The organism is Pseudomonas sp. NPDC077186 (assembly GCF_044543505.1).
In the GTDB taxonomy this organism is placed as follows: domain Bacteria; phylum Pseudomonadota; class Gammaproteobacteria; order Pseudomonadales; family Pseudomonadaceae; genus Aquipseudomonas.
Genome location: NZ_JBITWE010000001.1, coordinates 777,999 through 801,168, shown reverse-complemented (window position 1 = coordinate 801,168; position 23,170 = coordinate 777,999). Strand labels below are relative to the sequence as shown.

Genomic DNA, 23,170 nt, shown 5'->3' with positions numbered 1-23,170 from the left:
CTATCGCGACTGTCACCAGCGGGCGTGGGTCGCGCCGAGCCAGCCGAGGGCGCCGTCCACCGGCACCCGCTCGCCCTTGGGACCGCGCAGCACGCCGTCGTAGCGACCGAACCACTGCTGGGTGTCGGCATGGAAGGGGCCCAGCTTGGGGCAGGCGCGGTGCAGCTGGCGCGGGCTGAAACGCAGCGCCACGCGCTCGTCCGCGCTGTCCAGGCGCCAGGGCGCCAGCGGCGCCTGGGCGCTCTGTTCGATGCTCAGCGGGCTGTCCAGGCGCTGCAGTTCGCCGCCGAACCACAGGGCGTTCTCCGACAGGCCGCTGTGTTCCAGCCAGCCGGAGCCGAAGTTGCCGGCGATGCCGCCCGGTGCGGCGAAGGCGGCGCGCTGCCAGTGGCTGTTCAGCGGCCACACGCCGCGGCCGAAATCCAGGGCGGCGAAGCTCTGCCCGGGAGCGCAGCTGTACTGCTTGCGTCCCAGCTGCAGGCTGCCGGCGGCTGGCAGGCCGAGCTGGCGGCTGGTGGCGTGGAAGCCGCCGCCCTGCAGCGGCGCCACCAGGTTGACCGATTGCAGGTGGGCGGGGCGCTGAATGTCCAGCGCCACCTGCAGCGGCTGGCCGCCGATATCCGGGGCGGCGGCGGTCAGGCGCAGGCGGCCGGGATGCTCGTCGATGCGCAGTTGCAGGCGCGGGTGGTTGAAGGCGTGGCTCTCCAGCGGCAGGTCGGGCAGCTGGCAGCCGAAGGCGAAGGGGCGTAGCTGGGTATGGGCCACGGCTTGGCCGTTGTCCAGGTCGAGGAAGTAGGCGGCGCCGTAGCCCAGGTAGTCGAGGTCGGCCAGGGTCAGCGCGAGCATCCACTGCGGGGTGGTGATGCACCAGTGGTTCCAGCGCTTGCGCCGGCCGAGGTGCCCGCGCAGGGCGCAGTGCACCTGCGGTCGGCTGGACCAGCCGATGGCTTCGGCCAGCAGCCGGCCCTTGCTGTCGCACAGCGGCTGGGGGGGAAATTCGGCGGGGCTGGCGAAACTGGTCATCGGGCACGTCCATGTGTGTGCGCAGGCTGGCGATCAATTGCCGGGGCGAGGAGTGCGCACGCCATTCGAATCGGGGGCGCACAGCATGCCGAGCACGCTCAAGCATGGGCAAGTACTGGCATTTTGGCAACCGACCAGCGGGTGCGGCAGTGTGCAGGGTTTCTGTGCGCTGGCGCACGATGCGGGCGACTTGAGGTAAACCGGGCTTGGGCACAAAATGCCGCCAGCGCAGTCTACCCAGACTCACCCATCACCCCGGAAGCCTTCCCATGCCTCATCTATTCAAGCTGTGCACCGCCGTTCTGCTCAGCGCCTCGGCGTCCCTGGCCCTGGCCGATGCCGCCAGCCATGCCGCCGATGCCGAGCGTTTCCTCAAGCTGGCGCATGCCGACAAGCTGACCGTGCCGGTGTATGGCCAGGTGCAGCAGATGTTCGCCCAGCGCTTCGCCCAGGCGCCGGACGGCAAGCAGGCGCTGCTGGAAAGCTATCAGGCCAAGGCCAATGCCGCGCTGGACAAGGCGGTGGGCTGGGACAAGCTCAAGCCGGACATGGTCAAGCTCTACACCGGCAACTTCGACGAGCAGGAGCTCAAGCAACTGATCGCCTTCTACGAGTCGCCGCTGGGGCAGAAGGTGCTGCAGAAGATGCCGACCCTCACCGCACAGTCCGCACAGATCACCCAGAGCAAGCTGGAAACCGCCGTGCCCGAGGTGAACAAGCTGCTGGCCGAGATGAGCGACGAGCTCGGCGTGGCCAAACAACCCTGATGGAGCCCACGATGTCCAAGCAAGACCTGATCGTCGCCGCGCTGGCCGATCTGCAGCCCGAGCACCTTGAGGTGCTGGACGAGAGCCATATGCACAGCCGCGGCCTGGAGACCCACTACAAGGCGGTGATCGTCAGCCCGGCGTTCGCCGGACTGAACGCGGTCAAGCGGCATCAGAAGGTCTACGCCACGGTCGGCGAGCTGATGACGCAGATCCACGCCCTGGCCCTGCACACCTACACCCCCGAGGAGTGGGCGGCGCAGGGCGTGGCGCCGGCCTCGCCGACCTGCCGCGGCGGCCACTGATCCAGGCCGGGTGCGCCGGCCCGCTGCACTGCGGTAGAATCCGCCTCGCGCCGGCCCACGCCGGCGCTTTCGTTTGGCTTCTCGATTCGGCGGGTTCGCGCCGATCGAGCCCCAGTCCGCCCTTTACGTGGGCGACTACTGAGAGAACTGTTCATGACCGACAAGATCGTCGTCGCGGCGTTGTATAAATTCGTCTCCCTGCCGGACTACCAGGCGCTGCGCGAACCCCTGCTGCAAACCCTGCTCGACAATGGCATCAAGGGCACCCTGCTGCTCGCCGAAGAGGGCATCAACGGCACCGTCTCCGCCAGCCGCGCCGGCATCGACGCGCTGCTCGCCTGGTTCGCCGAGGACGCCCGTCTGGCCGATATCGACCACAAGGAGTCCTACTGCGATGAGCAGCCGTTCTATCGCACCAAGGTCAAGCTGAAGAAAGAGATCGTCACCCTCGGCGTGCCGGGCGTCGACCCCAACCAGCGCGTCGGCACCTATGTCGAGCCGCAGGACTGGAACGCCCTGATCAGCGACCCCGAGGTGCTGCTGATCGATACCCGCAACGACTACGAGGTGGCCATCGGCACCTTCGAGGGCGCCATCGACCCCAAGACCCAGTCGTTCCGCGAATTTCCCGCGTACATCAAGGCCCACTTCGACCCGCGCCAGCACAAGAAGGTGGCGATGTTCTGCACCGGCGGCATCCGTTGCGAGAAGGCCTCCAGCTACATGCTCGGCGAGGGCTTCGAGGAGGTCTACCACCTCAAGGGCGGCATCCTCAAATACCTCGAGGAAGTGCCGCAGGAAGAGACCAAGTGGCGGGGCGACTGCTTCGTCTTCGACAACCGGGTGACCGTGCGCCACGACCTGACCGAAGGCGACTACGACCAGTGCCACGCCTGCCGCACGCCGATTTCCGTGGCAGACCGCCAGTCCGAGCGTTACAGCCCCGGGGTCAGCTGCCCGCATTGCTGGGACTCGCTGCCGGAGAAGACCCGCGAAGGCGCCCGCGAGCGGCAGAAGCAGATCGAGCTGGCGCGCGCGCGCAACCAGCCGCATCCTCTGGGACGCGACCCCCGCCAACTGAACGAGGCCTGACCATGGCAAGCCGCCTGCTCTACGTGATGGACCCGATGTGTTCCTGGTGCTGGGGTTTCGCCCCGGTGGCCGAGGCCCTCGCCGGGCAGGCCGCGGCGGCCGGCGTGCCGCTGCAACTGGTGGTCGGCGGCCTGCGCCGCGACCAGGTGGCCATCGACGCCGCGGCGCGGGTGCGTTACCTGGGCTACTGGCAGGCGGTCAACGCCAGCACCGGGCAGCTGTTCGACTTCGAGCGCGGCCTGCCCGAGGGCCTGGTCTACGACACCGAGCCGGCCTGCCGCGCCCTGGTCACCGCGCGCAGCCTCGACGCGGCCAGCGCCTGGCCGCTGCTCAAGCTGATCCAGCAGGCCTTCTACACCGAGGGCGTCGACGTCACCCAGGCCGGCGTGCTGGTGCAGCTGGCCGAGCGCGCCGGCATTCCGCGTATCGAGTTCGCCGAGGCCTTCGACAGCCAGGCCATGGTTGATGCCACCGCCGCCGATTTCAGCTGGGTGCAGGATCTGGGCATCGCCGGCTTTCCCACCCTGCTGGCCGAGCGCGACGGCCAGCTGGCGCTGCTGACCAACGGCTATCAACCGCTGGAGGTGCTGGCGCCGCTGCTCGGCCGCTGGCTGGAGCGCGCCGCCCATGCCTGATCGGTTGAGCTGGGCAGAAATCCGTCGCCTGGCCCTGCAGCACAAGAAGGCACTGATCCTGGCCAACCTGGTGGCGGTGTTCGCCACCCTGTGCAGCGTGCCGATCCCGCTGCTGCTGCCGCTGCTGGTCGACGAGGTGCTGCTGCACGACGGCGACGCCGCGCTCAAGGTGATGGACAACTTCCTGCCGGCCAGTTGGGAAACCGCCGCCGGTTATATCGGCCTGATGCTGCTGCTGACCCTGCTGCTGCGCGGCTCGGCGCTGATCTTCAACGTGCTGCAGGCGCGGCTGTTCGCGCGGCTGTCGAAGGATATCGTCTACCGCATCCGCATGCGCCTGATCGAGCGGCTCAAACGCATTTCCCTCGGCGAGTACGAGAGCCTCGGCGGCGGCACGGTCACCACCCATCTGGTCACCGACCTGGACACCCTGGACAAGTTCGTCGGCGAGACCCTCAGCCGCTTCCTGGTGGCGGTGCTGACGCTGGTCGGCACCTCGGCCATCCTGATCTGGATGCACTGGCAACTGGCGCTGCTGATCCTGCTGTTCAACCCGCTGGTGATCTACGCCACGGTGCAGCTGGGCAAGCAGGTCAAGCACCTGAAGAAGCTCGAGAACGACAGCACCGGCCGCTTCACCCAGGCGCTGACCGAGACCCTCGACGCCATCCAGGAGGTGCGCGCCGGCAATCGCCAGGGCTATTTCCTCGGCCGCCTCGGTGGGCGGGCACGCGAGGTACGCGACTTTGCCGTGGCCTCGCAGTGGAAGAGCGATGCGTCGAACCGCGCCAGCGGCCTGCTGTTTCAGTTCGGCATCGACGTGTTCCGCGCCGCCGCCATGCTCACCGTGCTGTTCTCCGACCTGTCCATCGGCCAGATGCTCGCGGTGTTCAGCTACCTGTGGTTCATGATCGGCCCGGTGGAGCAGCTGCTCAGCCTGCAGTACGCCTTCTACGCCGCCGGCGGCGCGCTGACGCGGATCAACGAGCTGCTGGCGCGACGCGACGAGCCGCAGTACCCGGGCCGCGTCGATCCGTTCAAGGGCCGCGACACCGTCGGCATCGAGGTGCGCGGGCTGACCTTCGCCTACGGCGAGGAGCCGGTACTGGATCGCCTCGATTTGTCCATCGCCCCCGGCGAGAAGGTGGCCATAGTCGGCGCTTCGGGCGGCGGCAAGAGCACCCTGGTGCAGCTGTTGCTGGGGCTCTACACGCCGCAGGCCGGCAGCATCCGCTTCGGCGGCAGCAGCCAGGAGGAGATCGGCCTGGACTGCGTGCGCGACAACGTCGCGGTGGTGCTGCAGCACCCGGCGCTGTTCAACGATACGGTGCGCGCCAACCTGTGCATGGGCCGCGAGCGCAGCGACCAGGCCTGCTGGCGCGCACTGGAGATCGCCCAGTTGGCGCCGACCATCCAGGCGCTGCCGCAGGGCCTGGACAGCGTGGTCGGGCGCAGCGGCGTGCGCCTGTCCGGCGGCCAGCGCCAGCGTCTGGCGATTGCCCGCATGGTATTGGCCGAGCCCAAGGTGGTGATCCTCGACGAGGCCACCTCGGCGCTCGACGCCGCCACCGAATACGCCCTGCACGAGGCGCTGGCGCAGTTCCTCAACGGCCGCACCACGCTGATCATCGCCCACCGCCTGAGCGCGGTGAAGCAGGCCGACCGCGTGCTGGTGTTCGACGGCGGCAGCGTCGCCGAGGACGGCGACCACCAGCAGCTGATCGCCGACGGTGGCCTGTACGCCAAGCTCTACGGGCATCTGCAGCGTTGACGACGTGCTCGACTCCAGGTGGACAAGCTGCGGGTTGTCCGCTCTGATCTGGATTGCATTGCAACTACTTGTGCCAAAAGCATTTTTTGGGTGCAAATAGTGTCCAGTTCGAAGGCTTCATGGGTTGCATGCAGTTGCAATGCAACCGACGAAGCCTAGGTGTTGTGGGCGCGGCTATCTGTGGGAGGCGCTTTAGCGGCGAGTTCGCGGCTGAAGCCCCTCCCACATAGGTCGTCACCCGATTCGCGACGATGATCGGCTTTTCTTTGCCTGCGCCGCGACAGCTCGTCTGGCAGCCTGGCGAACCGCTCTGGCAAGAAAACCTTACGCATTTACAGGTCTTGCCAGGCCGCATCCCCTGGTTTTTCAGGGTGTAAGGAAAACTTGCCGATACCTCGCTGAGATCGCCCCAACCGGGCGGTTGCGCCGCCTTGTTCGCCGTCTGCCATCGGGTTGTTATGGGTTCATCTACACGCGCCTCGCGGCGCAGCCCACAACAACAACGAGGAGGCGAAATGACCGCCGTGGCCAAGATCGAGCAGCACAACCCCATAGGTACCGACGGCTTCGAGTTCGTCGAATTCACCGCGCCCAACGACGAAGGCATCGCCCAGCTGCGCCAGCTGTTCACCGCCATGGGCTTCACCGAAACCGCCAAGCACCGCTCGAAAGAGGTGTGGCTGTTCCAGCAGAACGACATCAACATCGTGCTCAACGGCAGCCCCACCGGCCACGTGCGCGCCTTCGGCGAGAAGCACGGCCCCAGCGCCTGCGCCATGGCCTTCCGGGTGAAGAACGCCGCTCAGGCCGCTGCCTACGTCGAGCAGCAGGGCGCCAAGCTGGTGGGCAGCCACGCCAACTTCGGCGAGCTGAACATTCCCTGCGTCGAAGGCATCGGCGGCTCGCTGCTGTATCTGGTTGACCGTTACGGCGACAAGAGCATCTACGACGTCGACTTCGAGTACATCGAAGGCCGCAGCCCGAATGACAACGCCGTCGGCCTGCAGTGCATCGATCACCTGACCCACAACGTGCGCCGCGGGCAGATGGATGTCTGGTCCGGCTTCTACGAGCGTATCGCCAATTTCCGCGAGATCCGCTACTTCGATATCGAAGGCAAGCTCACTGGCCTGTTCTCCCGCGCCATGACCGCGCCCTGCGGCAAGATCCGCATTCCGATCAACGAGTCGGCCGACGACAAGTCGCAGATCGAGGAATTCATCCGCGAATACCACGGCGAAGGCATCCAGCACATCGCGCTGTCCACCGACGACATCTACGCCACCGTGCGCCAACTGCGCGCCAATGGCGTGGACTTCATGACCACCCCGGACACTTACTACGAGAAGGTCGATACCCGCGTCGCCGGGCATGGTGAGCCGACCGACGTATTGCGCGAGCTGAACATCCTGATCGATGGCGCGCCTGGCGATGACGGCATCCTGCTGCAGATCTTCACCAACACGGTGATCGGCCCGATCTTCTTCGAGATCATCCAGCGCAAGGGCAATCAGGGTTTTGGCGAGGGCAACTTCAAGGCCCTGTTCGAGTCGATCGAGGAAGACCAACTGCGTCGCGGTGTGATCTCCGAGGAGTGATGCCATGAGCCGTCAATGGATCCGCTTTCCCTTGCGTGAAGGCGAGTGCTCGCGCCAGGCGCATTGCGACCTGCCGCAGGGCACCTATGAGCGCGAGATGGGCCGTGAGGGCTTCTTCGGCCCCACCGCGCACCTGCACCACAAGCATCCGCCGACCGGCTGGATCGACTGGGAAGGCCCGCTGCGCCCGCACGCGTTCAACTTCAACGACATCCCCAGCGAGCGCGACTGCCCGCTGGCGGCGCCGCTGACCTTGCACAACGCCGACGTCAAGTTGCGCGTCTGGCGCACCCATGGCGCCATGCGCCACCTGGTGCGCAACGCCGACGGCGACGAGCTGCTGTTCGTTCACGAGGGGGCAGGGCACCTGTACTGCGATTTCGGCCACTTGGAATATCGCGACGGCGACTACCTGCTGATTCCGCGCGGCACCGCCTGGCGCATCGAGGCCAGCACGCCGAGCTACTTCCTGCTGATCGAGAACAGCGACGGCGCCTACCAGCTGCCGGACAAGGGCCTGCTCGGCCCGCAGGCGATCTTCGACCTGGCGGTGCTGGAACACCCGCATATCGACGACGCCTTCAAGGCGCAGCAGGACGAGAACGCCTGGCAGATCAGGATCAAGCGGCGCAATCAGATCAGCACCGTGACCTACCCCTACAACCCGCTGGACGTGGTCGGCTGGCATGGCGACAACACGGTGGTGCGGCTGAACTGGCGCGACATTCGCCCGCTGATCAGCCATCGCTACCACCTGCCGCCGTCGGCGCACACCACCTTCGTCGCCAACGGTTTCGTGATCTGCACCTTCACGCCCCGGCCGGTCGAGTCCGACCCCGGTGCGCTCAAGGTGCCGTTCTTCCACAACAACGACGACTACGACGAAGTGCTGTTCTACCACCGCGGCAACTTCTTCAGCCGCGACAACATCGAGGCCGGCATGGTCACCCTGCACCCCTGCGGCTTCCCCCACGGCCCGCATCCCAAGGCGCTGAAGAAGAGCCAGGAGGACCCGGCCACCTTCATCGACGAGGTGGCGGTGATGATCGACACCCGCCGCGCCCTGGAAGTGGCCGATGCCGCCGCTGCGGTGGACGTGGCCGAGTACGTCAACTCCTGGCGCGCGCCAGGTGCTCTTTAACTCCCTCTCCCGTTTACGGGAGCGGGTTGGGGAGAGGGGCTGTGCTTGCCCACACCCTCTCCCCCGGCCCCTCTCCCACAGGTGGGAGAGGGGAGGTCAAGCCGGCGTGCGGCCATCAACGAACAGGAATAACCCATGAAACTCGCATCACTGAACCAGGGCCGCGACGGTGTACTCGTCGTGGTTTCCCGCGACCTGTCCCGCGCCGTGCGCGTGCCGCAAGTCGCCGCCACCTTGCAGGCCGCGCTGGACGACTGGGCCGTGGCCCGGCCCAAGCTCGAAGCGGTCTACCAGCGCCTCAACGACGGCCTGGAGCAGGGCGCCTTCGCCTTCGACCAGGCCGCCTGCCACAGCCCGCTGCCACGCGCCTATCACTGGGCCGACGGCAGCGCCTACGTCAACCACGTCGAGCTGGTGCGCAAGGCACGCGGCGCCGAGATGCCGGAATCCTTCTGGCACGACCCGCTGATGTACCAGGGCGGCGCCGACAGCTTTATCCCGCCGCACAGCCCGATCCGCCTGGCCGACGAGGCCTGGGGCATCGACCTGGAGGCCGAGCTGGCGGTGATCACCGACGACGTACCGATGGGCGCCACGCCGGCCGAGGCCGGCGAGCATATCCGCCTGCTGCTGCTGGTCAACGATGTGTCGCTGCGCAACCTGATCCCCGGCGAGCTGGCCAAGGGCTTCGGCTTCTACCAGAGCAAGCCGTCGTCGAGCTTCTCGCCGGTGGCCATCACCCCGGACGAGCTGGGCGAGAGCTGGAAGGACGGCAAGGTGCATCGGCCGCTGGTCTCGCATATCAACGGCGCGCTGTTCGGCCAGCCGGACGCCGGCGTGGACATGACCTTCAACTTCCCCACCCTGGTCGCCCACGCCGCCAAGACCCGTCCGCTGGGCGCCGGCACCATCATCGGCTCGGGCACCGTGTCGAACTACGACCGCAGTGCGGGTTCTTCCTGCCTGGCGGAAAAGCGCATGCTGGAAATCGTCGAGTCGGGCGAGGCGAAAACGCCGTTTCTCAAGTTCGGCGACCGGGTGCGTATCGAGATGTTCGACGCGGCCGGCCAGAGCCTCTTCGGCGCCATCGATCAGGTGGTGGAAAAGTATGAGTAGCCCGGATGAAATCCGGGAAATTCCCAGGCCAGCCCCGGATTGCATCCGGGCTACGGGGGATGATCGATGCTGAAACTCTATGGCTACTGGCGCTCCAGCGCTGCCTACCGTGTGCGTATCGCCCTCAACCTGAAGGGCCTGGCTTACCAGCAGGTGCCAGTGCACCTGGTCAAGGATGGCGGGCAGCAGCACGGCGCCGACTACCGCGCGTTGAATCCGCAGGGGCTACTGCCGCTACTGGTGGACGAGGAGAGCGGCGGCGTACGCATCGCCCAGTCGCTGGCGATCATCGAATACCTCGAAGAGATCTTCCCGGTGCCGGCGCTGTTGCCAGCCGATCCAGCCGAGCGTGCCCAGGTACGGGCGCTGTCGCTGCATATCGCCTGCGACGTGCATCCGCTGAACAACCTGCGCGTGCTGCAGTACCTGTCCAGCGAACTGGGCGTCGCCGATGAGGCGAAAAACGCCTGGTACCGGCACTGGGTCGCGCTGGGTCTGGCCGCCGTGGAGGAGGGCCTGGCTGCGTTCGACGGGCGCCTGTCGCTCGGCGAGCGGCCTGGATATCTGGAAGCCTGCCTGATTCCGCAGCTGTATAATGCGCGGCGTTTTAACTGTGACCTTGCCGCGTACCCACGCATTGTCGCCATGGCGGCGCGCTGTGAACCCCTGGAGGCCTTCCAACTGGCCGCGCCGGAGGCACAAGTCGACGCCCAGTGACACCTTCGGCTTCAACCCAAGCCTTGCATTCCGCTGCGCCACAAGCGCGGCGGGTCCGATTCCGTCACAGATAAAAACAAACAGGTGACGCATGACCCGTGAAAAACCGAAGAACCTCTGGCTCTCGCGCTGGGGCTTCATCCTCGCTGCAACCGGCTCGGCCGTCGGCCTGGGCAATATCTGGAAATTCCCCTACATCACCGGTGAATACGGCGGCGGTGCCTTCGTGCTGATGTACCTGGCGTGCATCCTGGCCATCGGCATTCCGGTGATGATGACCGAGATCGCCCTCGGCCGCCGCGGCCGCGGCAGCCCCATCGATGCTATCGGCCGGGTGGTCCGCGAGAACGGCGGCAACCCGCTGTGGAAGGCGGTCGGCGGCATGGCCATGCTGGCCGGCTTCATGATCCTGTGTTTCTACGTGGTGGTCGCCGGCTGGGCCTTCGCCTATACGTGGAAGATGCTCGATGGCTCGCTGGCCGCCAGCAGCGTCGAGGCGCTCGGCGGCGTGTTCGAAGCGCACAACGCCAACCCCTGGCAGCTCGGTGGCTGGAGCCTGCTGGTGGCGCTGCTGACCCTGTGGATCGTGGCCAAGGGCGTGCAGCAGGGCATCGAGCGCGCGGTGCGCTGGATGATGCCGGGCCTGGCGCTGATGCTCATCGTGCTGGTCGGCTACGCCTTCACCAGCGGCAGCTTCCAGGCCGGGTTCGACTTCCTGTTCCACTTCGACGCCTCGAAGATCACCGGCGAGGCGCTGCTGGCCGCATTGGGCCATGCCTTCTTCACCCTCAGCCTGGCCTCGGGCGCCATCCTCACCTACGGCTCCTACATCCCCGACGGCCAGTCCATCGCCCGCACCACCTTTATGGTGGCGATCTGCGACACCTGCGTGGCGCTGCTCGCCGGCCTGGCGATCTTCCCGATCATCTTCGCCAACGGCATGAGCCCGAGCGCCGGGCCGGGGCTGATCTTCATGAGCCTGCCGCTGGCCTTCCAGCAGATGCCGTTCGGCACCGCCTTCGGCGTGCTGTTCTTCGCCATGGTGTCGATCGCCGCGCTGACCTCGGCGATCTCCATGATCGAGGCCAGCGTCGCCTACCTGAACGAGAAGCACGGCATCAGCCGTCTGCGCGCCGCCGTGGTTTCCGGCGCGGTGCTGCTGGTCATCAGCCTGCTGGCGATGCTCTCGTTCAACCTGCTGGCCGGCTGGACGCCGCTGGGCAAGAACTTCTTCGACTGGCTGGACTACCTGACCTCGCGCTGGATGATGCCCTTGGGCGGCATCTGCATGGTGATCCTCGCCGGCTATGTGCTGCGCGGCGAGATCATGCGCGACGAGCTGAACCTGCCGCCGGCCGGCTACGCGCTGTGGCTGTTCATGGTGCGCTACGTCAGCCCGGTGCTGATCCTGGTGGTGTTCCTGCATGCCCTGGGCTGGCTGCTGTTCGACCCGGTGGCGCAGTGGTACTGGATCGCCGGCGCCATCGGCCTACTGGCAGTGGCCGGCGAGGTGCTGCGACCGCGGGTGATGCCGGTGCTGGCCGGGCGCTGAGTCCTCTGCGCACAGCGAGGCGCAGCTCCGCAAGGGGCTGCGCCTTTTTGCGTCTGGGCAAAGCGGTGGGGTGCGCCGTGCGCACCAGCCATCTGCAGTGTCCCGGCATGCCCGGGCGCTCTTTCTGCGAACTGCCGTCTCCGCCGACCTTTGGCGAAAAACCGCCAGTTAGTCGGCGTCAATAAGCGGATCATTGCCGAGTCGGGCGGGGCGCCCGCCGACGGCAGGCCCCGCTCGGCAATCAGCTCTTGGCCATATGCCAGCACTCAAGCCTCTGCCCGTGTCGGCCGATGTGCTGTCACAGGCCTGGCACAAGGGTTGCCTAGGCTATCGACCAGGTCGCGCTCACGAGGTGCGACCCTAATAAGAAGAACCTGGAGTTGCCCTGTATGTTCGAGCCTGCCACACGTCTGTTCGCCAACCTTGCCGTCGGCAAGAAATTACTCATCGGCTTCGGTCTGGTGCTGTTGCTCACCGCGGCGATGACCGGCAGCGGCTTTCTCGCCGTGCAGGCGGTGCTGCAGGGGCATGCTCAGGTCGGCCAGCTGGCCCAGGTCAATCAGGAGATTCTCCAGGCGCGCCGTCTGGAGCGCAGCTTCGCCATCGAGCTGAGCCCGCAGAGCGCCGAGCGGGTGCGCGCCAGCCTGACCCAGGTGCAGGGCATGCTGGAGCGCCTGGCGCAGGGCTCCGCCGCGATGGAGGGCACGCGCCTGCAGACCATGCAGCAGGCGGTCGCCGAGTACCTCAAGCAGTTCGACAACTACGTCGAGCAGCAGGATCGGGCGCGCGAAGCGCGGCAGGACATGCGCAACGCCGCCACTGAGGCGCGCGATCAGTTCGAGGTGATCGAGCTGGACATGTACGACGCGGTGCGCGAACTGCGCCTGCAGGGCGACAAGCTGCGCGGCAGCGATCCGCTGACCCTGGCCGAGACCGCCTCCGGTCTGAGCAAGCGCATGCTCGATCTGCGCGGTCACGAGAGCCTGTACATCATCGACGGCTCGGCCGAGGCGCTGGAGGAGTGGGAGTACGTCAGCGAAGACCTGCAGACCGTGGCCCGCAGCCTGATGATCTGGCTCGACGACGAACAGAAGGCGGCGATCGAGACCGCGCTGCAGGCGCTGACCCTGTACCAGCGCTCCTTCCTCTACTACCAGCAGCTGCGCGAGCAGAACCTGGCCACGGAAAACGCCATGATCGAGCGTGCGCGCTCGGTGGTGGACCTGGCCGAGGCCGCCCAGGCCGGCGCGGAGCAGGGCATGCTCGACGACAGCCGACGCTCGCTGCTGTTGCTCGGCCTGATGGGCGCCGCCGCGGTGGTGCTGGGGCTGTGCGCCGCGCTGCTGATCAGCCGCCTGATCGTCGTGCCGCTGCGTCAGAGCGTGGGCTTCGCCCAGCGTATCGCCGCCGGCGACCTGAGCCAGGACATTCCCCTGCAGCGCCGCGACGAGGTCGGCCAGCTGTTCGCCGCCATGCAGGACATGACCCTCAGTCTGCGCAACCTGGTCGGCCGCATCGGCGGCGGGGTGGGGCAGATCGCCGCCGCCGCCGAACAGCTCTCGGCCATCACCGCGCAGACCAGCGCCGGGGTGCAGACGCAGAAGCTGGAGACCGAGCAGACCGCCACCGCCATGCACCAGATGGCCGCCACCGTGCAGGAAGTGGCGCAGAACGCCGAGCAGGCCTCGCTGGCGGCGCGCGACGCCGACCGGGAGGCGCAGCAGGGCAACCGCGTGGTGCAGCAGGCGGTGGATCAGATCGACGGCCTGGCCGGCGAGGTGGAGCAGTCCGCCGAGGCCATCGCCGCGCTCAATCAGGAAAGCGCGCGCATCGGCAGCGTGCTCGAGGTGATCCGCAACGTCGCCGAGCAGACCAACCTGCTGGCGCTCAACGCCGCCATCGAAGCCGCCCGCGCCGGCGAGCAGGGTCGCGGTTTCGCCGTGGTCGCCGACGAGGTGCGCGCGCTGGCCAAGCGCGCGCAGGACAGCACCGAGGAAATCGAGAGCCTGATCGCCGGCCTGCAGCGCATGGCCAAGGGCGCCGTGGAGCAGATGGACAGCAGCCGCGAGCTGACCCGGCGCACCGTCGAGCTGGCGGGCGAGGCGGGCGATGCCCTCGGCCGCATCACCCAGGCGGTGAGCACCATCGAGCAGATGAACCAGCAGATCGCCGCCGCCGCCGAGGAGCAGAGCGCGGTGGCCGAGGCGATCAATGAAAGCGTGACCCGGGTGCGCGACATCGGCGAGCAGAGCGCCACTGCCAGCGAACAGACCGCCGCCTCCAGCGCCGAACTGGCGCGCCTGGGCGTGGAGCTGCAGGAGCTGGTGCGGCAGTTCCGCACGTAGGGTGCGCCGTGCGCACCAGGTTTCTGGGGGAAGCGGGCGTGGCCCGATTTGTGCGCACCGCCGGTAAGCGAGGCGGTGCGCGCGGCGCACCCTACGCAGCGCTGTCCCTGGTTACCGCTGGCTGAAGCGCTGCCCGGACAGCGCCGGGTGGTACAGCGGCTGCACCTTGTTGCCGGCCGGATCGAGCAGATGGAAGCTGCGCGCCCCGTCGCCATGGTCGAAGGGGCGATCCAGCAGGGTCGCGCCGCGGGCCTTGAGGTACTGGTACCAGGCGTCCAGCTCCTCGACGCTGTCGACGATGAAACCGTAATGATCGACCAGCGGCACGCCATGGCTTTCGGCGTAGGCGCGGCCGAGCGACAGGTTGTCGTTGCCGCAGGTCAGGTAGACCAGATCCTGGTTGGCGCGGTGCAGCACCTGCATGCCCAGTACATCGACGTAGAAGCGCTCGCACTCCTCCAGATTGGGCACCAGCAGCGCCAGGTGGCGCAGGCCATTGAGGCGGGAAGGACGTTCGAGCATGTGCGGGTACTCCATTATGTATACAATTTGTCTGTCAATATAAGACATAAAGGAGTTCGCTGTGTACTGCCTGCTGCTCAAGACCCAGCTCAAGCCGGGTAGCTTCGATGCCTTCATGGACGCCATGCGCGTCAACGCCGCCGCCTCGGTGCGCGACGAGCCCGGCTGCCTGACCTTCGACGTGCTGCGCGACCGCAGCGACCCGGATCTGCTCTGGCTGTACGAGGTCTACGTCGACGAGGCGGCCTTCGAGGCGCATATGCGCACGCCGCATTTTCTCGCCAGCCGGCCGCTGGTCGAACCGCTGATCGAACGCCAGGACGCCATCGAGGCCGACCTGCTGGCGCTCAATCCGTCACGCTGACGGCGCGGCGGTCGGGTGCGCCGCGCGCCGACCCCGGCGGGCTCAACCCAGATGAAAACCGCCGTCGATGGGGATGATGGCGCCGGTCATGTAGGCGCCGGCGCTGCCGGCCAGGCTCAGGGCCAGCGCCGCCATCTCGTCCTCGCGCCCCCAGCGCTGCATGGGGATGACCGCGGTATCGGCGGCCAGCGCCGCCTGGTCCTCGGCGATAAAGCGGGTCATCTTGCTCGGGAAGCGGCCGGGGGCGATCACGTTGACGTTGATGTGCTCGCCCACCAGCTCCTTGGCCAGCATCCGCGACAGTTGGTGCAGCGCCGCCTTGCTCGGGCCGTAGGCGTAGGCCTGCTCGCCCATGGCGCTGAGGCCAGCCACCGAGCCGATATTGATCACCCGCGCCGGGCAGTCGCTCGAGCCGGCCTTGCGCAGCAGCGGCAGCAACTGCTGGATGCAGCCGAATACCGAGGTGACGTTGAGCTGCATGACCTTCTCCCAGCCCTTGGCCGGGTAGCTCTCCAGCGGAGCGCTCCAGGTGGTGCCGGCGTTGTTGACCAGGATGTCCAGGCGCTCGATGCGTTCGCCCAGCTCGCGGGCCAGCGCCTGCACGCCTTCCTCGCTGGCCAGGTTGGCGGCGAGGCCCTGGCAGTGGCCGAACGCCGACAACTCGGCGGCGGTCTGCGTGCAGGCCTCGCCGTCGCGGGCGCAGATATAGACCTGGGCGCCGGCCTCGACGAAGGCCTTGGCGATCATCAGGCCGATGCCGCGGGTGCCGCCGGTGACCAGGGCGGTACGCCCGGCAAGGGAGAAATAGCGATGCATGGAGCGGGCCTCTGGGTTGGCTGATCGGGCCTCCAGCCTAGGGCCGCGCGTGGCAGAACGCAGGCATCATTGCCGGGCGAAATGCCGTCTTATACGCAGGTTGCGTGGTGTGCTGCGCTGCGGGCCTGTCCTCGATGCGCTTCGGCGCGTCCATCGTGCGGACAGAAAAAAGCCGGGCAGGTGCCCGGCTCTGGTGTCTCGCCAGAAGTCAGTCGCGGCGGCCTTCGACCGGCTTGCCGTCGACCGTGCCTTCTTTGAGCATGATCTGGTATTCCTTGCCGTCCTTCTCCACCTGGTGCAGGCGCACCAGCAGGTGGCCCCAGTCCTTGGCGAACCACAGCACGGTCTTGCGCGTGCTCTGGGTGGGGTCGCGCACCCGCTCGACCTTGATCGCGTCGATCAGACCGGCCTTGGTGCGCACCACTTCCTCGCCGAGCACGCGGAAGTCGTAGGTCTCGATCTCGTCGCCGTCCACCACCTGGTAGCTCATGCTCTGCTTGCCGGCGGCGACGTCCTGCTGCAGGGCGAGCTGGTAGGTCGACTTGTCCTGCAGGCCGCGGTTGAGCGGGAAGCGCACCGCATCGCCGCGGTCGTTGCCGAGCACCTGCTTCTGTTCCCAGTCGAAGTCCTGCTCGACGGTCTTGCCCTTGCCCAGGCCGCTGCGGTTGAAGCGGTAGGTCAGCGGCAGCAGGGCCTGGTTGTCGACGCGGAAGGTGCTTTGTTCGGTGAGGCTGGCGACCAGCATCGAGGCCTCGAAGTTGAGGGTCCAGCGGCCGTCGTCCTCGCGCTTGAGGCTGCGCTCGGCGCTGCCGCTGACCGGCAGCTGCTTCCAGTCCGCGGTGTAGCTGGCGGAGAAGGGTTGCAGCTCGTTGGCGAGGGCGGGCAGGCTGAGCAGGGTCAGGGCGAACAGCAGGGCGCGACGCATAGAGTCTCCTAGGTTCGAATCAGGTGGCCGCTGGCGGGCAGCGGCTGGCCATCCAGCATTGCGCCTTGGGCGCCAAGACGCAAGCGGCCCTCGGCGAACCAGCGCACGGCCAGCGGATAGATCTGGTGCTCCTGGCGGTGCACGCGTTGGGCCAGGCTGTCGGCGCTGTCGTCTGCGGCAACCGGCAGCACAGCTTGTACGACCAGAGGGCCGCCATCGAGTTCCTCGGTGACGAAGTGCACGCTGCAGCCGTGCTCGGCGTCGCCGGCTTCCAGCGCCCGCTGATGGGTATGCAGGCCCTTGTGCTTGGGCAGCAGCGAGGGGTGGATATTCAGCAGGCGGCCTTCGTAGTGGCGCACGAAATCGCCAGTGAGGATGCGCATAAAGCCGGCCAGCACCACCAGCTCGGGCTGGTGGGCGTCGATGGCCTGGATCAGCGCCGCGTCGAACGCCTCGCGGCCGTCGAACTGCTTGTGATCGAGTACCGCGGTGGCGATCCCGGCGGCCTGCGCGCGCTGCAGGCCGTAGGCATCGGCGCGGTTGGAGATCACCGCGGCGATGCGTGCCGGGTTGCCGTCATCGGCGCTGCTGTCGATCAGCGCCTGCAGGTTGCTGCCCGATCCGGAGATCAGGACGACGACGTTGCAGGGCATCAGTGGGCTTTCAGGTTGTTCAGCTGCACCTGGGCCGCGCCTTCGCCGGCCGCGGCGATCTGGCCGATCACCCAGGGCGCTTCGCCGCTGGCGCGCAGGCTGGCCAGGGCAGTCTCGACCTGATCCTGGGCGACGCAGATGACCATGCCGACGCCGCAGTTGAGCACGCGGTGCATCTCGTGCTCGTCGACGTTGCCTTGCTGCTGCAGCCAGTCGAACACCGCCGGGCGCTGCCAGCTGGCCACGTCGACCACCGCCTGGGCGCCTTGCGGCAGTACGCGCGGGATGTTGTCGAGCAGGCCGCCGCCGGTGATGTGGGCCATGGCCTTGACCGCGCCGGTGTCCTTGATCAGCTTGAGCAGCGGTTTGACGTAGATGCGCGTCGGCGCCATCAGCAGGTCGGCCAGGGCCTTGCCGCCGAGTTGCACCTGCTCGATGTCGGCGCCGGAGACTTCGATGATCTTGCGGATCAGCGAGTAGCCATTGGAGTGCGGGCCGGAGGAGGGCAGGGCGATCAGCGCGTCGCCGGTGACGACCTTGGAGCCGTCGATGATTTCGCTCTTTTCCACCACGCCGACGCAGAAGCCGGCCAGGTCGTAATCTTCGCCCTCGTACATGCCCGGCATTTCGGCGGTTTCACCACCGACCAGGGAGCAGCCGGCCAGCTCGCAGCCGGCGCCGATGCCGGTGACCACGGTGGCGGCCACGTCGACGTTGAGCTTGCCGGTGGCGTAGTAGTCGAGGAAGAACAGCGGCTCGGCGCCGCACACCACCAGGTCGTTGACGCACATGGCGACCAGGTCCTGGCCGATGCTGTCGTGCTTGTTCAGGTTCAGCGCCAGGCGCAGCTTGGTGCCGACGCCGTCGGTGCCGGACACCAGCACCGGCTGCTTGTAGCCGGCCGGGATCTCGCACAGGGCGCCGAAGCCACCCAGGCCACCCATGACTTCCGGACGCGCGGTGCGCTTGGCCACGCCTTTGATGCGTTCGACCAGGGCCTCGCCGGCATCGATGTCGACGCCTGCGTCCTTGTAGCTGATGGAGGGTTGCTTGCTCATAGATCCGGGCCTTTGGATGGGGAGTTCGTGTAGGCGCCGATGTGGCGGGGCCCGTGCAGGGGCCCGGCGCATGCACCGGCTGGCGAAGGCGCGCGATTTTATCAGGCTTGCCCGGTAGCGGCCACTCGCGTGCATGCGCTTCGTCGTGGGCAAGCGCTCAGGTTGCCGGGGCTGGAGCGGCTGTTTAAGGTATACGCCTTTGCGCACGGACTCCGTGCCATCACCCCTCTGCGAGAGCCCGCCATGCGCCTGTCCGTCCGCCCGATCCTGTTCTGTCTGTCGCTGCTGTGCCTGCCGGCCCTGGCCGCGCCGGTCGCCGACCTGTACCAGGTGCGCGAGGCGGTGGCCGACCAGCAGCCGGAGACCCGCGATGCGGCCATGCAGCGTGCCCTGCAGACCCTGGTGCAGCGCCTGACCGGCGATGCCGAGGCGCTGCAGAGTGCCAAGTTGGAGGGCCTGCGCCAGGACCCGCAACAGATCGTCAGCCGCTACGGCTACGAGGGCGAGGTGCTGCTGGTGGAGTTCGACCCGGCCAGCACCGAGCGCCAGCTGCGCCAGGCCGGGCTGGCCCTGTGGGGCGCCAATCGCCCGGCGATTCTCACCTGGTGGCTCGGCGAGTCGGCCGAGGGCAGCCAGTTGATCGGCGAGAGCCAGGGCGCCGCGACGATGCTGCGCGACGCCGCCCAGCACCGCGGCTTGCCGCTGCGCCTGCCGCTGGCGGATCTCAGCGAGCAACTGCTGGCCACGCCGGAGACCCTGGCGGCCAACGATCCGCAGGCGCTGCGCGAGGCCTCCGAACGCTACGCCGCCGACGCCCTGCTGGCGGTGCAGGCGAGCGAGAGCGGCGGCGCCTGGCAGGCGACCTGGCGCCTGTGGCTGGGCGACGAACGCGAGCAGGGCAAGGCCGAGGCCGCCGATCCGGCGGCGCTGGCCGATGCCGTGCTGCTGGCGGTCAGCCAGCGCCTGGCCCCGCGTTTTCTGGTCAAACCGGGTGCGGCCGAGAGCCTGACCCTGGTGATCGAAGGCGCCGACCTGAGCCGTTTCGCCGCCCTGGAGCGCCTGCTCGAGCCGTTCGCCGCGCGCCTGCAGGCGATCGACGGGCAGCGCCTGACCTACCAGGTCAACGCCAGCCCGGAACAGCTGCGTGCGCAACTGGCCCTGGGCCAGTTGCAGGAGGTCGCCGAGCCGCAGGGCGCTGCTGCGCCGGCCGACAGCGCCGACGCCGGCACGGAGGCGGCGCCACAGGTGCTGCCGCGCAGCAACCAACTGCGTTTCCGCTGGTAAACTGCAGCGCCCTGGCCATGTGCCGCGCCAGGGCCCTATCCGCGGCGCCGGTTGGGCGCCGTTTCGCATCGAGGACGCGAGCATGACCGATTCCACCCGCTGGCTATGGATGGCTGGGCTGTTCCTGCTCGCCTGGCTGCTGTACCTGCTGCAGCCGATTCTCTCGCCCTTTCTGATCGGCATCCTGCTGGCCTACCTGGGCGATCCGCTGGTCGACCGCCTCGAACGGCAGCGCCTGTCGCGCACCGGCGGCGTGGTGCTGGTGTTCGCTCTGTTCGCCCTGGTGCTGCTGATACTGCTGCTGGTGCTGGTGCCCATGCTGGGCCGGCAAATGGTGCGTCTGTACCAGCTGGCGCCGGAAATCATCGACTGGCTGCAGGGCACCGCCTTGCCCTGGTCGCAGTCGCACCTGGGCCTCGATGAGGGCTTGCTGCAGGTCGATCAGCTCAAGCAGGTGTTTTCCGACAACATCGGCAAGACCACCGATGTGCTCAAGACGGTGCTGGCCCAGGCCACGTCTTCGGGCCTGGCGCTGCTGGCCTGGCTGGGCAACCTGTTGCTGATCCCGGTGGTGAGCTTCTACCTGATGCGCGACTGGGACCTGCTGGTCGAGCGCCTGCGCCGCCTGCTGCCGCGCCAGCGCGAGACGCTGGTGGTCAAGCTGGTGGGCGAGTGCCACGAAGTGCTCGGCGCTTTCCTGCGCGGCCAGTTGCTGGTGATGCTGGCGCTGAGCGTCATCTACGCCGCCGGGCTGATGCTGGTCGGCCTGGAGCTGGGCCTGCTGATCGGCGTGCTGGCCGGTCTGGCCAGCATCGTGCCCTATATGGGCTTTATCGTCGGCATCGGCGCGGCGGTCACCGCGGCGCTGTTCCAGTTCGGCCTGGAGCCCTATCCGTTGCTGGGCATCGCCGCCGTGTTCATGGTCGGCCAGTTGCTCGAAGGCATGCTGCTGACCCCGCTGCTGGTGGGCGACCGCATCGGCCTGCACCCGGTGGCGGTGATCTTCGCCATCCTCGCCGGCGGCCAGCTGTTCGGCTTCACCGGCGTGCTGCTGGCCCTGCCGGTGGCGGCGGTGATCATGGTTCTGCTGCGCCATGCCCATGATTTGTATAAACTTTCCGGTCTTTACGGTGAGACCACCAGCGCTCCCGACGAGCCGCCGAGCCCCGCATGAAACCGATCCAGCTGCCCCTGGGGGTGCGTCTACGCGACGACGCCACCTTTGCCAACTACTACCCCGGCGCCAATGCCGCGGCGCTGGGCTATGTCGAGCGGCTGTGCGAGGCCGACGCCGGCTGGACGGAAAGCCTGATCTACCTCTGGGGCGCCGAGGGCGTTGGCCGCAGCCATCTGCTGCAGGCGGCCTGCCTGCGCTTCGAGCAGCGCGGCGAGGCAGTGGTCTACCTGCCGCTGGGCGAGGTGGTGCAGCACGGGCCCGAGTTGCTCGACAACCTGGAGCTGTGCGAGCTGGTCTGCCTCGACGATCTCGACGCGGTGGCCGGGCGCAGCGACTGGGAGGAGGGTCTGTTCCACCTGTTCAACCGCCTGCGCGACAGCGGCCGGCGCCTGCTGCTGGCCGGCACCGTGTCGCCGCGCGAACTGCCGGTGCAACTGCCGGACCTGAAGTCGCGGTTGACCCTGGCGCTGGTATTCCAGCTGCACGAGCTGGCCGACGAGGACAAGCTGCGCGCCCTGCAACTGCGCGCCTCGCGCCGCGGCCTGCAACTGAGCGACGAGGTCGGGCGTTTCATCCTCACCCGCGGCGAGCGCAGCATGAGCGCGCTGTTCGAGCTGCTCGAACGCCTCGACCAGGCCTCGCTGCAGGCCCAGCGCAAGCTGACCATTCCCTTCCTCAAGGAAACCCTGGGCTGGTAGCGGCAAGCTTCAAGCCGCAAGCCAGTGCGCGTCGGTCGGGGGCGATCATATGCCCGATTCAGAGCCCGAGTGGCCTTCGGTGCGCACGGCGCACCCTACGATGCCCAGGGCTTGAGCCGCAAACATGTAGGGTGCGCCGTGCGCACCAATCCGATGGACCCCGCGACTTCGCTTAATCGAACGGCGTTGCCAGCCAGCGCGAGCCGTTCGAGAGCGCTTGGGGTTGTTTCTTATTCCCCGGCCAGCTTGCGGTCGTACTGGAAGCGCCAGCGGGTGTAGAGCAGGGCGCTGCAGAACAGGCCGAGGCTGATCACCGCTTCCAGGGCGCCGAACAGGGCGCGGGCCGGGTCGATGGCGGCCAGCACGCCCTGGATGAAGTAGAGGTTGACCACGAAGCAGGCCCAGGCGTGGGTGCGGGCGTTGCCCAGCAGCAGGCCGGGGGCGAGCAGCGCCAGCGGCAGCAACTGGATCGCCAGGACCACGCCGATGCGGGCGCCGTGCAGGTCGGCGAAGGCCAGGTTCCACACCAGCAGCAGGGCCAGCAGGGCGAAAAAGCTCAGCAGGCTGAGGGCGCGGCTGAGCTTCAGCCGGGGTTGCAGCCAGTCGAGGCTGGGCAATGGTTTCTTCGCGCGGGCCACGTCAGTTCTCCAGTTTGCCGGCGGTTTGCGCCAGGCGTTGGCCGAGGGCGCGGCACAGGGCGATCTCATGTTCGTCCAGCGGCCGCTTGCCGTCGCCGCCGGCGTGGTGGCTGGGGCCGTAGGGGGTGCCGCCGCCGCGGGTATCGAGCAGCGCCGACTCGCTGTAGGGCAGGCCGCAGACCAGCATGCCGTGGTGCAGCAGCGGCAGCAGCATCGACAGCAGGGTGGTTTCCTGGCCGCCGTGCAGGCTGGCGGTGGAGGTGAATACGCCGGCCGGCTTGCCCACCAGTTCGCCGGTCAGCCACAGGCTGCTGGTGCCGTCGAGGAAGTACTTCAGCGGCGCGGCCATGTTGCCGAAACGGGTCGGGCTGCCCAGGGCCAGGCCGACGCAGTGCCTCAGGTCGTCCAGGGTCGCATAGGGCGCGCCCTCGTCGGGCACGGCCGGGGCCACCGCCTCGCATTCGCTGGACACCGCCGGCACCGTGCGCAGACGCGCCTCCAGGCCGGCCAGCTCGACGCCGCGGGCGATCTGCCGGGCCATCTGCGCGGTGGCGCCGTGGCGGCTGTAGTAGAGCACCAGGATATAGGGCGCGCTCATGCCAGCAGCTCCAGCACCCTCTCCGGCGGACGGCCGATCACCGCCTTGTCGCCGGCCACCAGGATCGGCCGCTCGATCAGTTTCGGATGGCGCACCATGGCCTCGATCAGCTGTGCCTCGCTGAGGCTGGCATCGGCCAGGCCCAGGGCCTTGTATTCGTCCTCGCCGCTGCGCAGCAGCTCGCGCGCGGCGATGCCCAGCTTGCCCAGCAGGCGCTCGAGCTCGTCGGCGCTGGGCGGGGTTTCCAGGTAGCGCACCACGGTCGGCTGCAGGCCGCGGGCTTCGAGCAGCTCCAGGGCACCGCGGGATTTCGAGCAGCGCGGGTTGTGATAGAGGGTCAGGTCGGTCATGGTGGCTCGCATCCGGCTTGAAGTG

24 protein-coding genes and 1 pseudogene are annotated in these 23,170 nt (G+C 67.8%); 16 read left to right on the top strand and 9 right to left on the bottom strand.

Translation table 11 applies throughout. From position 1 onward, the window contains the following. Positions 1–12: 12 nt before the first annotated feature. Complete coding sequence (locus ACIGKL_RS03680) at positions 13–1,023, bottom strand: DUF2804 domain-containing protein (RefSeq protein ID WP_397485341.1); 1,011 nt, start codon at positions 1,021–1,023, stop codon at positions 13–15. Between the two features lie 269 nt (positions 1,024–1,292). On the opposite strand from ACIGKL_RS03680, the gene ACIGKL_RS03675 reads away from it, so the two are divergent. The 12 genes and pseudogenes from ACIGKL_RS03675 to ACIGKL_RS03620 all read left to right on the top strand — a co-directional run bounded on the left by ACIGKL_RS03675 (position 1,293) and on the right by ACIGKL_RS03620 (position 14,062). Next, on the top strand, positions 1,293–1,790 hold the full coding sequence (locus ACIGKL_RS03675) for a DUF2059 domain-containing protein (RefSeq protein ID WP_397485340.1): 498 nt from the start codon (positions 1,293–1,295) through the stop codon (positions 1,788–1,790). 11 nt (positions 1,791–1,801) lie between these two features. Then, the gene (locus ACIGKL_RS03670) at positions 1,802–2,095 is read left to right on the top strand and encodes a BolA family protein (protein WP_397485339.1); all 294 of its coding nucleotides are present in this window, start codon (positions 1,802–1,804) and stop codon (positions 2,093–2,095) included. Between the two features lie 153 nt (positions 2,096–2,248). Then, positions 2,249–3,187 (top strand): rhodanese-related sulfurtransferase, encoded by a 939-nt coding sequence (locus tag ACIGKL_RS03665; RefSeq protein ID WP_397485338.1) that lies wholly within the window; start codon positions 2,249–2,251, stop codon positions 3,185–3,187. Between the two features lie 2 nt (positions 3,188–3,189). Beyond that, positions 3,190–3,822, top strand: a complete 633-nt coding sequence (locus tag ACIGKL_RS03660) for a DsbA family protein (protein ID WP_397485337.1) — start codon at positions 3,190–3,192, stop codon at positions 3,820–3,822. Further along, positions 3,815–5,593, top strand: coding sequence for an ABC transporter ATP-binding protein (locus ACIGKL_RS03655; RefSeq protein ID WP_397485336.1), 1,779 nt, complete (start codon positions 3,815–3,817; stop codon positions 5,591–5,593). Before ACIGKL_RS03660 ends, ACIGKL_RS03655 begins: the two co-directional genes overlap by 8 nt. Before the next feature lie 515 nt (positions 5,594–6,108). After that, the gene (gene hppD, locus ACIGKL_RS03650) at positions 6,109–7,191 is read left to right on the top strand and encodes a 4-hydroxyphenylpyruvate dioxygenase (protein ID WP_397485335.1); all 1,083 of its coding nucleotides are present in this window, start codon (positions 6,109–6,111) and stop codon (positions 7,189–7,191) included. A gap of 4 nt (positions 7,192–7,195) precedes the next feature. Next, positions 7,196–8,332: a homogentisate 1,2-dioxygenase gene (locus tag ACIGKL_RS03645; RefSeq protein WP_397485334.1), complete on the top strand. Its 1,137-nt coding sequence runs from the start codon at positions 7,196–7,198 to the stop codon at positions 8,330–8,332. Between the two features lie 135 nt (positions 8,333–8,467). Next, positions 8,468–9,448 carry a fumarylacetoacetate hydrolase family protein gene (locus ACIGKL_RS03640; protein WP_397485333.1) on the top strand — a complete coding sequence of 327 codons (981 nt, stop codon included), beginning with the start codon at positions 8,468–8,470 and terminating at the stop codon, positions 9,446–9,448. Positions 9,449–9,514: 66 nt separating this feature from the next. Beyond that, positions 9,515–10,165: a maleylacetoacetate isomerase gene (gene maiA / locus ACIGKL_RS03635; protein ID WP_074914105.1), complete on the top strand. Its 651-nt coding sequence runs from the start codon at positions 9,515–9,517 to the stop codon at positions 10,163–10,165. A 91-nt stretch (positions 10,166–10,256) separates the two neighbouring features. Further along, positions 10,257–11,717 carry a sodium-dependent transporter gene (locus ACIGKL_RS03630; RefSeq protein WP_397485332.1) on the top strand — a complete coding sequence of 487 codons (1,461 nt, stop codon included), beginning with the start codon at positions 10,257–10,259 and terminating at the stop codon, positions 11,715–11,717. Between the two features lie 389 nt (positions 11,718–12,106). After that, a pseudogene (locus tag ACIGKL_RS03625) lies at positions 12,107–13,204 on the top strand (HAMP domain-containing protein); the annotation flags it as partial. After that, entirely contained in the window at positions 13,190–14,062 is an 873-nt protein-coding gene (locus ACIGKL_RS03620; protein WP_397486243.1) for a methyl-accepting chemotaxis protein, read from the top strand. The pseudogene ACIGKL_RS03625 and the gene ACIGKL_RS03620, both read left to right, overlap by 15 nt. A 111-nt stretch (positions 14,063–14,173) precedes the next feature. Here ACIGKL_RS03620 and ACIGKL_RS03615 read toward each other — a convergent pair whose 3' ends face one another. Continuing rightward, positions 14,174–14,584, bottom strand: coding sequence for a VOC family protein (locus tag ACIGKL_RS03615; RefSeq protein WP_397485331.1), 411 nt, complete (start codon positions 14,582–14,584; stop codon positions 14,174–14,176). Positions 14,585–14,645: 61 nt separating this feature from the next. Between ACIGKL_RS03615 and ACIGKL_RS03610 the strand changes: the two genes are divergently transcribed. Next, complete coding sequence (locus tag ACIGKL_RS03610; protein WP_397485330.1) at positions 14,646–14,948, top strand: putative quinol monooxygenase; 303 nt, start codon at positions 14,646–14,648, stop codon at positions 14,946–14,948. 42 nt (positions 14,949–14,990) lie between these two features. On the opposite strand, the gene ACIGKL_RS03605 is transcribed toward ACIGKL_RS03610, so the two are convergent. The 4 genes from ACIGKL_RS03605 to purM all read right to left on the bottom strand — a co-directional run bounded on the left by ACIGKL_RS03605 (position 14,991) and on the right by purM (position 18,400). Continuing rightward, positions 14,991–15,764 (bottom strand): SDR family oxidoreductase, encoded by a 774-nt coding sequence (locus ACIGKL_RS03605; RefSeq protein WP_397485329.1) that lies wholly within the window; start codon positions 15,762–15,764, stop codon positions 14,991–14,993. Between the two features lie 208 nt (positions 15,765–15,972). Further along, positions 15,973–16,689 (bottom strand): DUF3108 domain-containing protein, encoded by a 717-nt coding sequence (locus tag ACIGKL_RS03600; RefSeq protein ID WP_397485328.1) that lies wholly within the window; start codon positions 16,687–16,689, stop codon positions 15,973–15,975. Between the two features lie 8 nt (positions 16,690–16,697). Beyond that, positions 16,698–17,342: a phosphoribosylglycinamide formyltransferase gene (gene purN, locus ACIGKL_RS03595; protein WP_397485327.1), complete on the bottom strand. Its 645-nt coding sequence runs from the start codon at positions 17,340–17,342 to the stop codon at positions 16,698–16,700. Further along, on the bottom strand, positions 17,342–18,400 hold the full coding sequence (gene purM / locus ACIGKL_RS03590) for a phosphoribosylformylglycinamidine cyclo-ligase (RefSeq protein WP_397485326.1): 1,059 nt from the start codon (positions 18,398–18,400) through the stop codon (positions 17,342–17,344). The genes purN and purM overlap by 1 nt, the downstream gene beginning before the upstream one ends. A 243-nt stretch (positions 18,401–18,643) precedes the next feature. On the opposite strand from purM, the gene ACIGKL_RS03585 reads away from it, so the two are divergent. The 3 genes from ACIGKL_RS03585 to hda all read left to right on the top strand — a co-directional run bounded on the left by ACIGKL_RS03585 (position 18,644) and on the right by hda (position 21,559). Further along, on the top strand, positions 18,644–19,684 hold the full coding sequence (locus ACIGKL_RS03585; RefSeq protein ID WP_397485325.1) for a DUF2066 domain-containing protein: 1,041 nt from the start codon (positions 18,644–18,646) through the stop codon (positions 19,682–19,684). 82 nt (positions 19,685–19,766) lie between these two features. Then, positions 19,767–20,858, top strand: a complete 1,092-nt coding sequence (locus ACIGKL_RS03580) for an AI-2E family transporter (RefSeq protein ID WP_397485324.1) — start codon at positions 19,767–19,769, stop codon at positions 20,856–20,858. Beyond that, positions 20,855–21,559 carry a DnaA regulatory inactivator Hda gene (gene hda, locus ACIGKL_RS03575; protein ID WP_031304327.1) on the top strand — a complete coding sequence of 235 codons (705 nt, stop codon included), beginning with the start codon at positions 20,855–20,857 and terminating at the stop codon, positions 21,557–21,559. The genes ACIGKL_RS03580 and hda overlap by 4 nt, the downstream gene beginning before the upstream one ends. A 230-nt stretch (positions 21,560–21,789) precedes the next feature. On the opposite strand, the gene ACIGKL_RS03570 is transcribed toward hda, so the two are convergent. The 3 genes from ACIGKL_RS03570 to arsC are packed head-to-tail and all read right to left on the bottom strand — an operon-like array spanning position 21,790 to position 23,145. Continuing rightward, on the bottom strand, positions 21,790–22,197 hold the full coding sequence (locus ACIGKL_RS03570; protein ID WP_397485323.1) for a DUF2069 domain-containing protein: 408 nt from the start codon (positions 22,195–22,197) through the stop codon (positions 21,790–21,792). 1 nt (position 22,198) lies between these two features. Further along, entirely contained in the window at positions 22,199–22,795 is a 597-nt protein-coding gene (gene wrbA, locus ACIGKL_RS03565; protein ID WP_397485322.1) for an NAD(P)H:quinone oxidoreductase, read from the bottom strand. Continuing rightward, positions 22,792–23,145, bottom strand: a complete 354-nt coding sequence (gene arsC, locus ACIGKL_RS03560; protein WP_397485321.1) for an arsenate reductase (glutaredoxin) — start codon at positions 23,143–23,145, stop codon at positions 22,792–22,794. The genes wrbA and arsC overlap by 4 nt, the downstream gene beginning before the upstream one ends. Positions 23,146–23,170 lie beyond the last annotated feature (25 nt).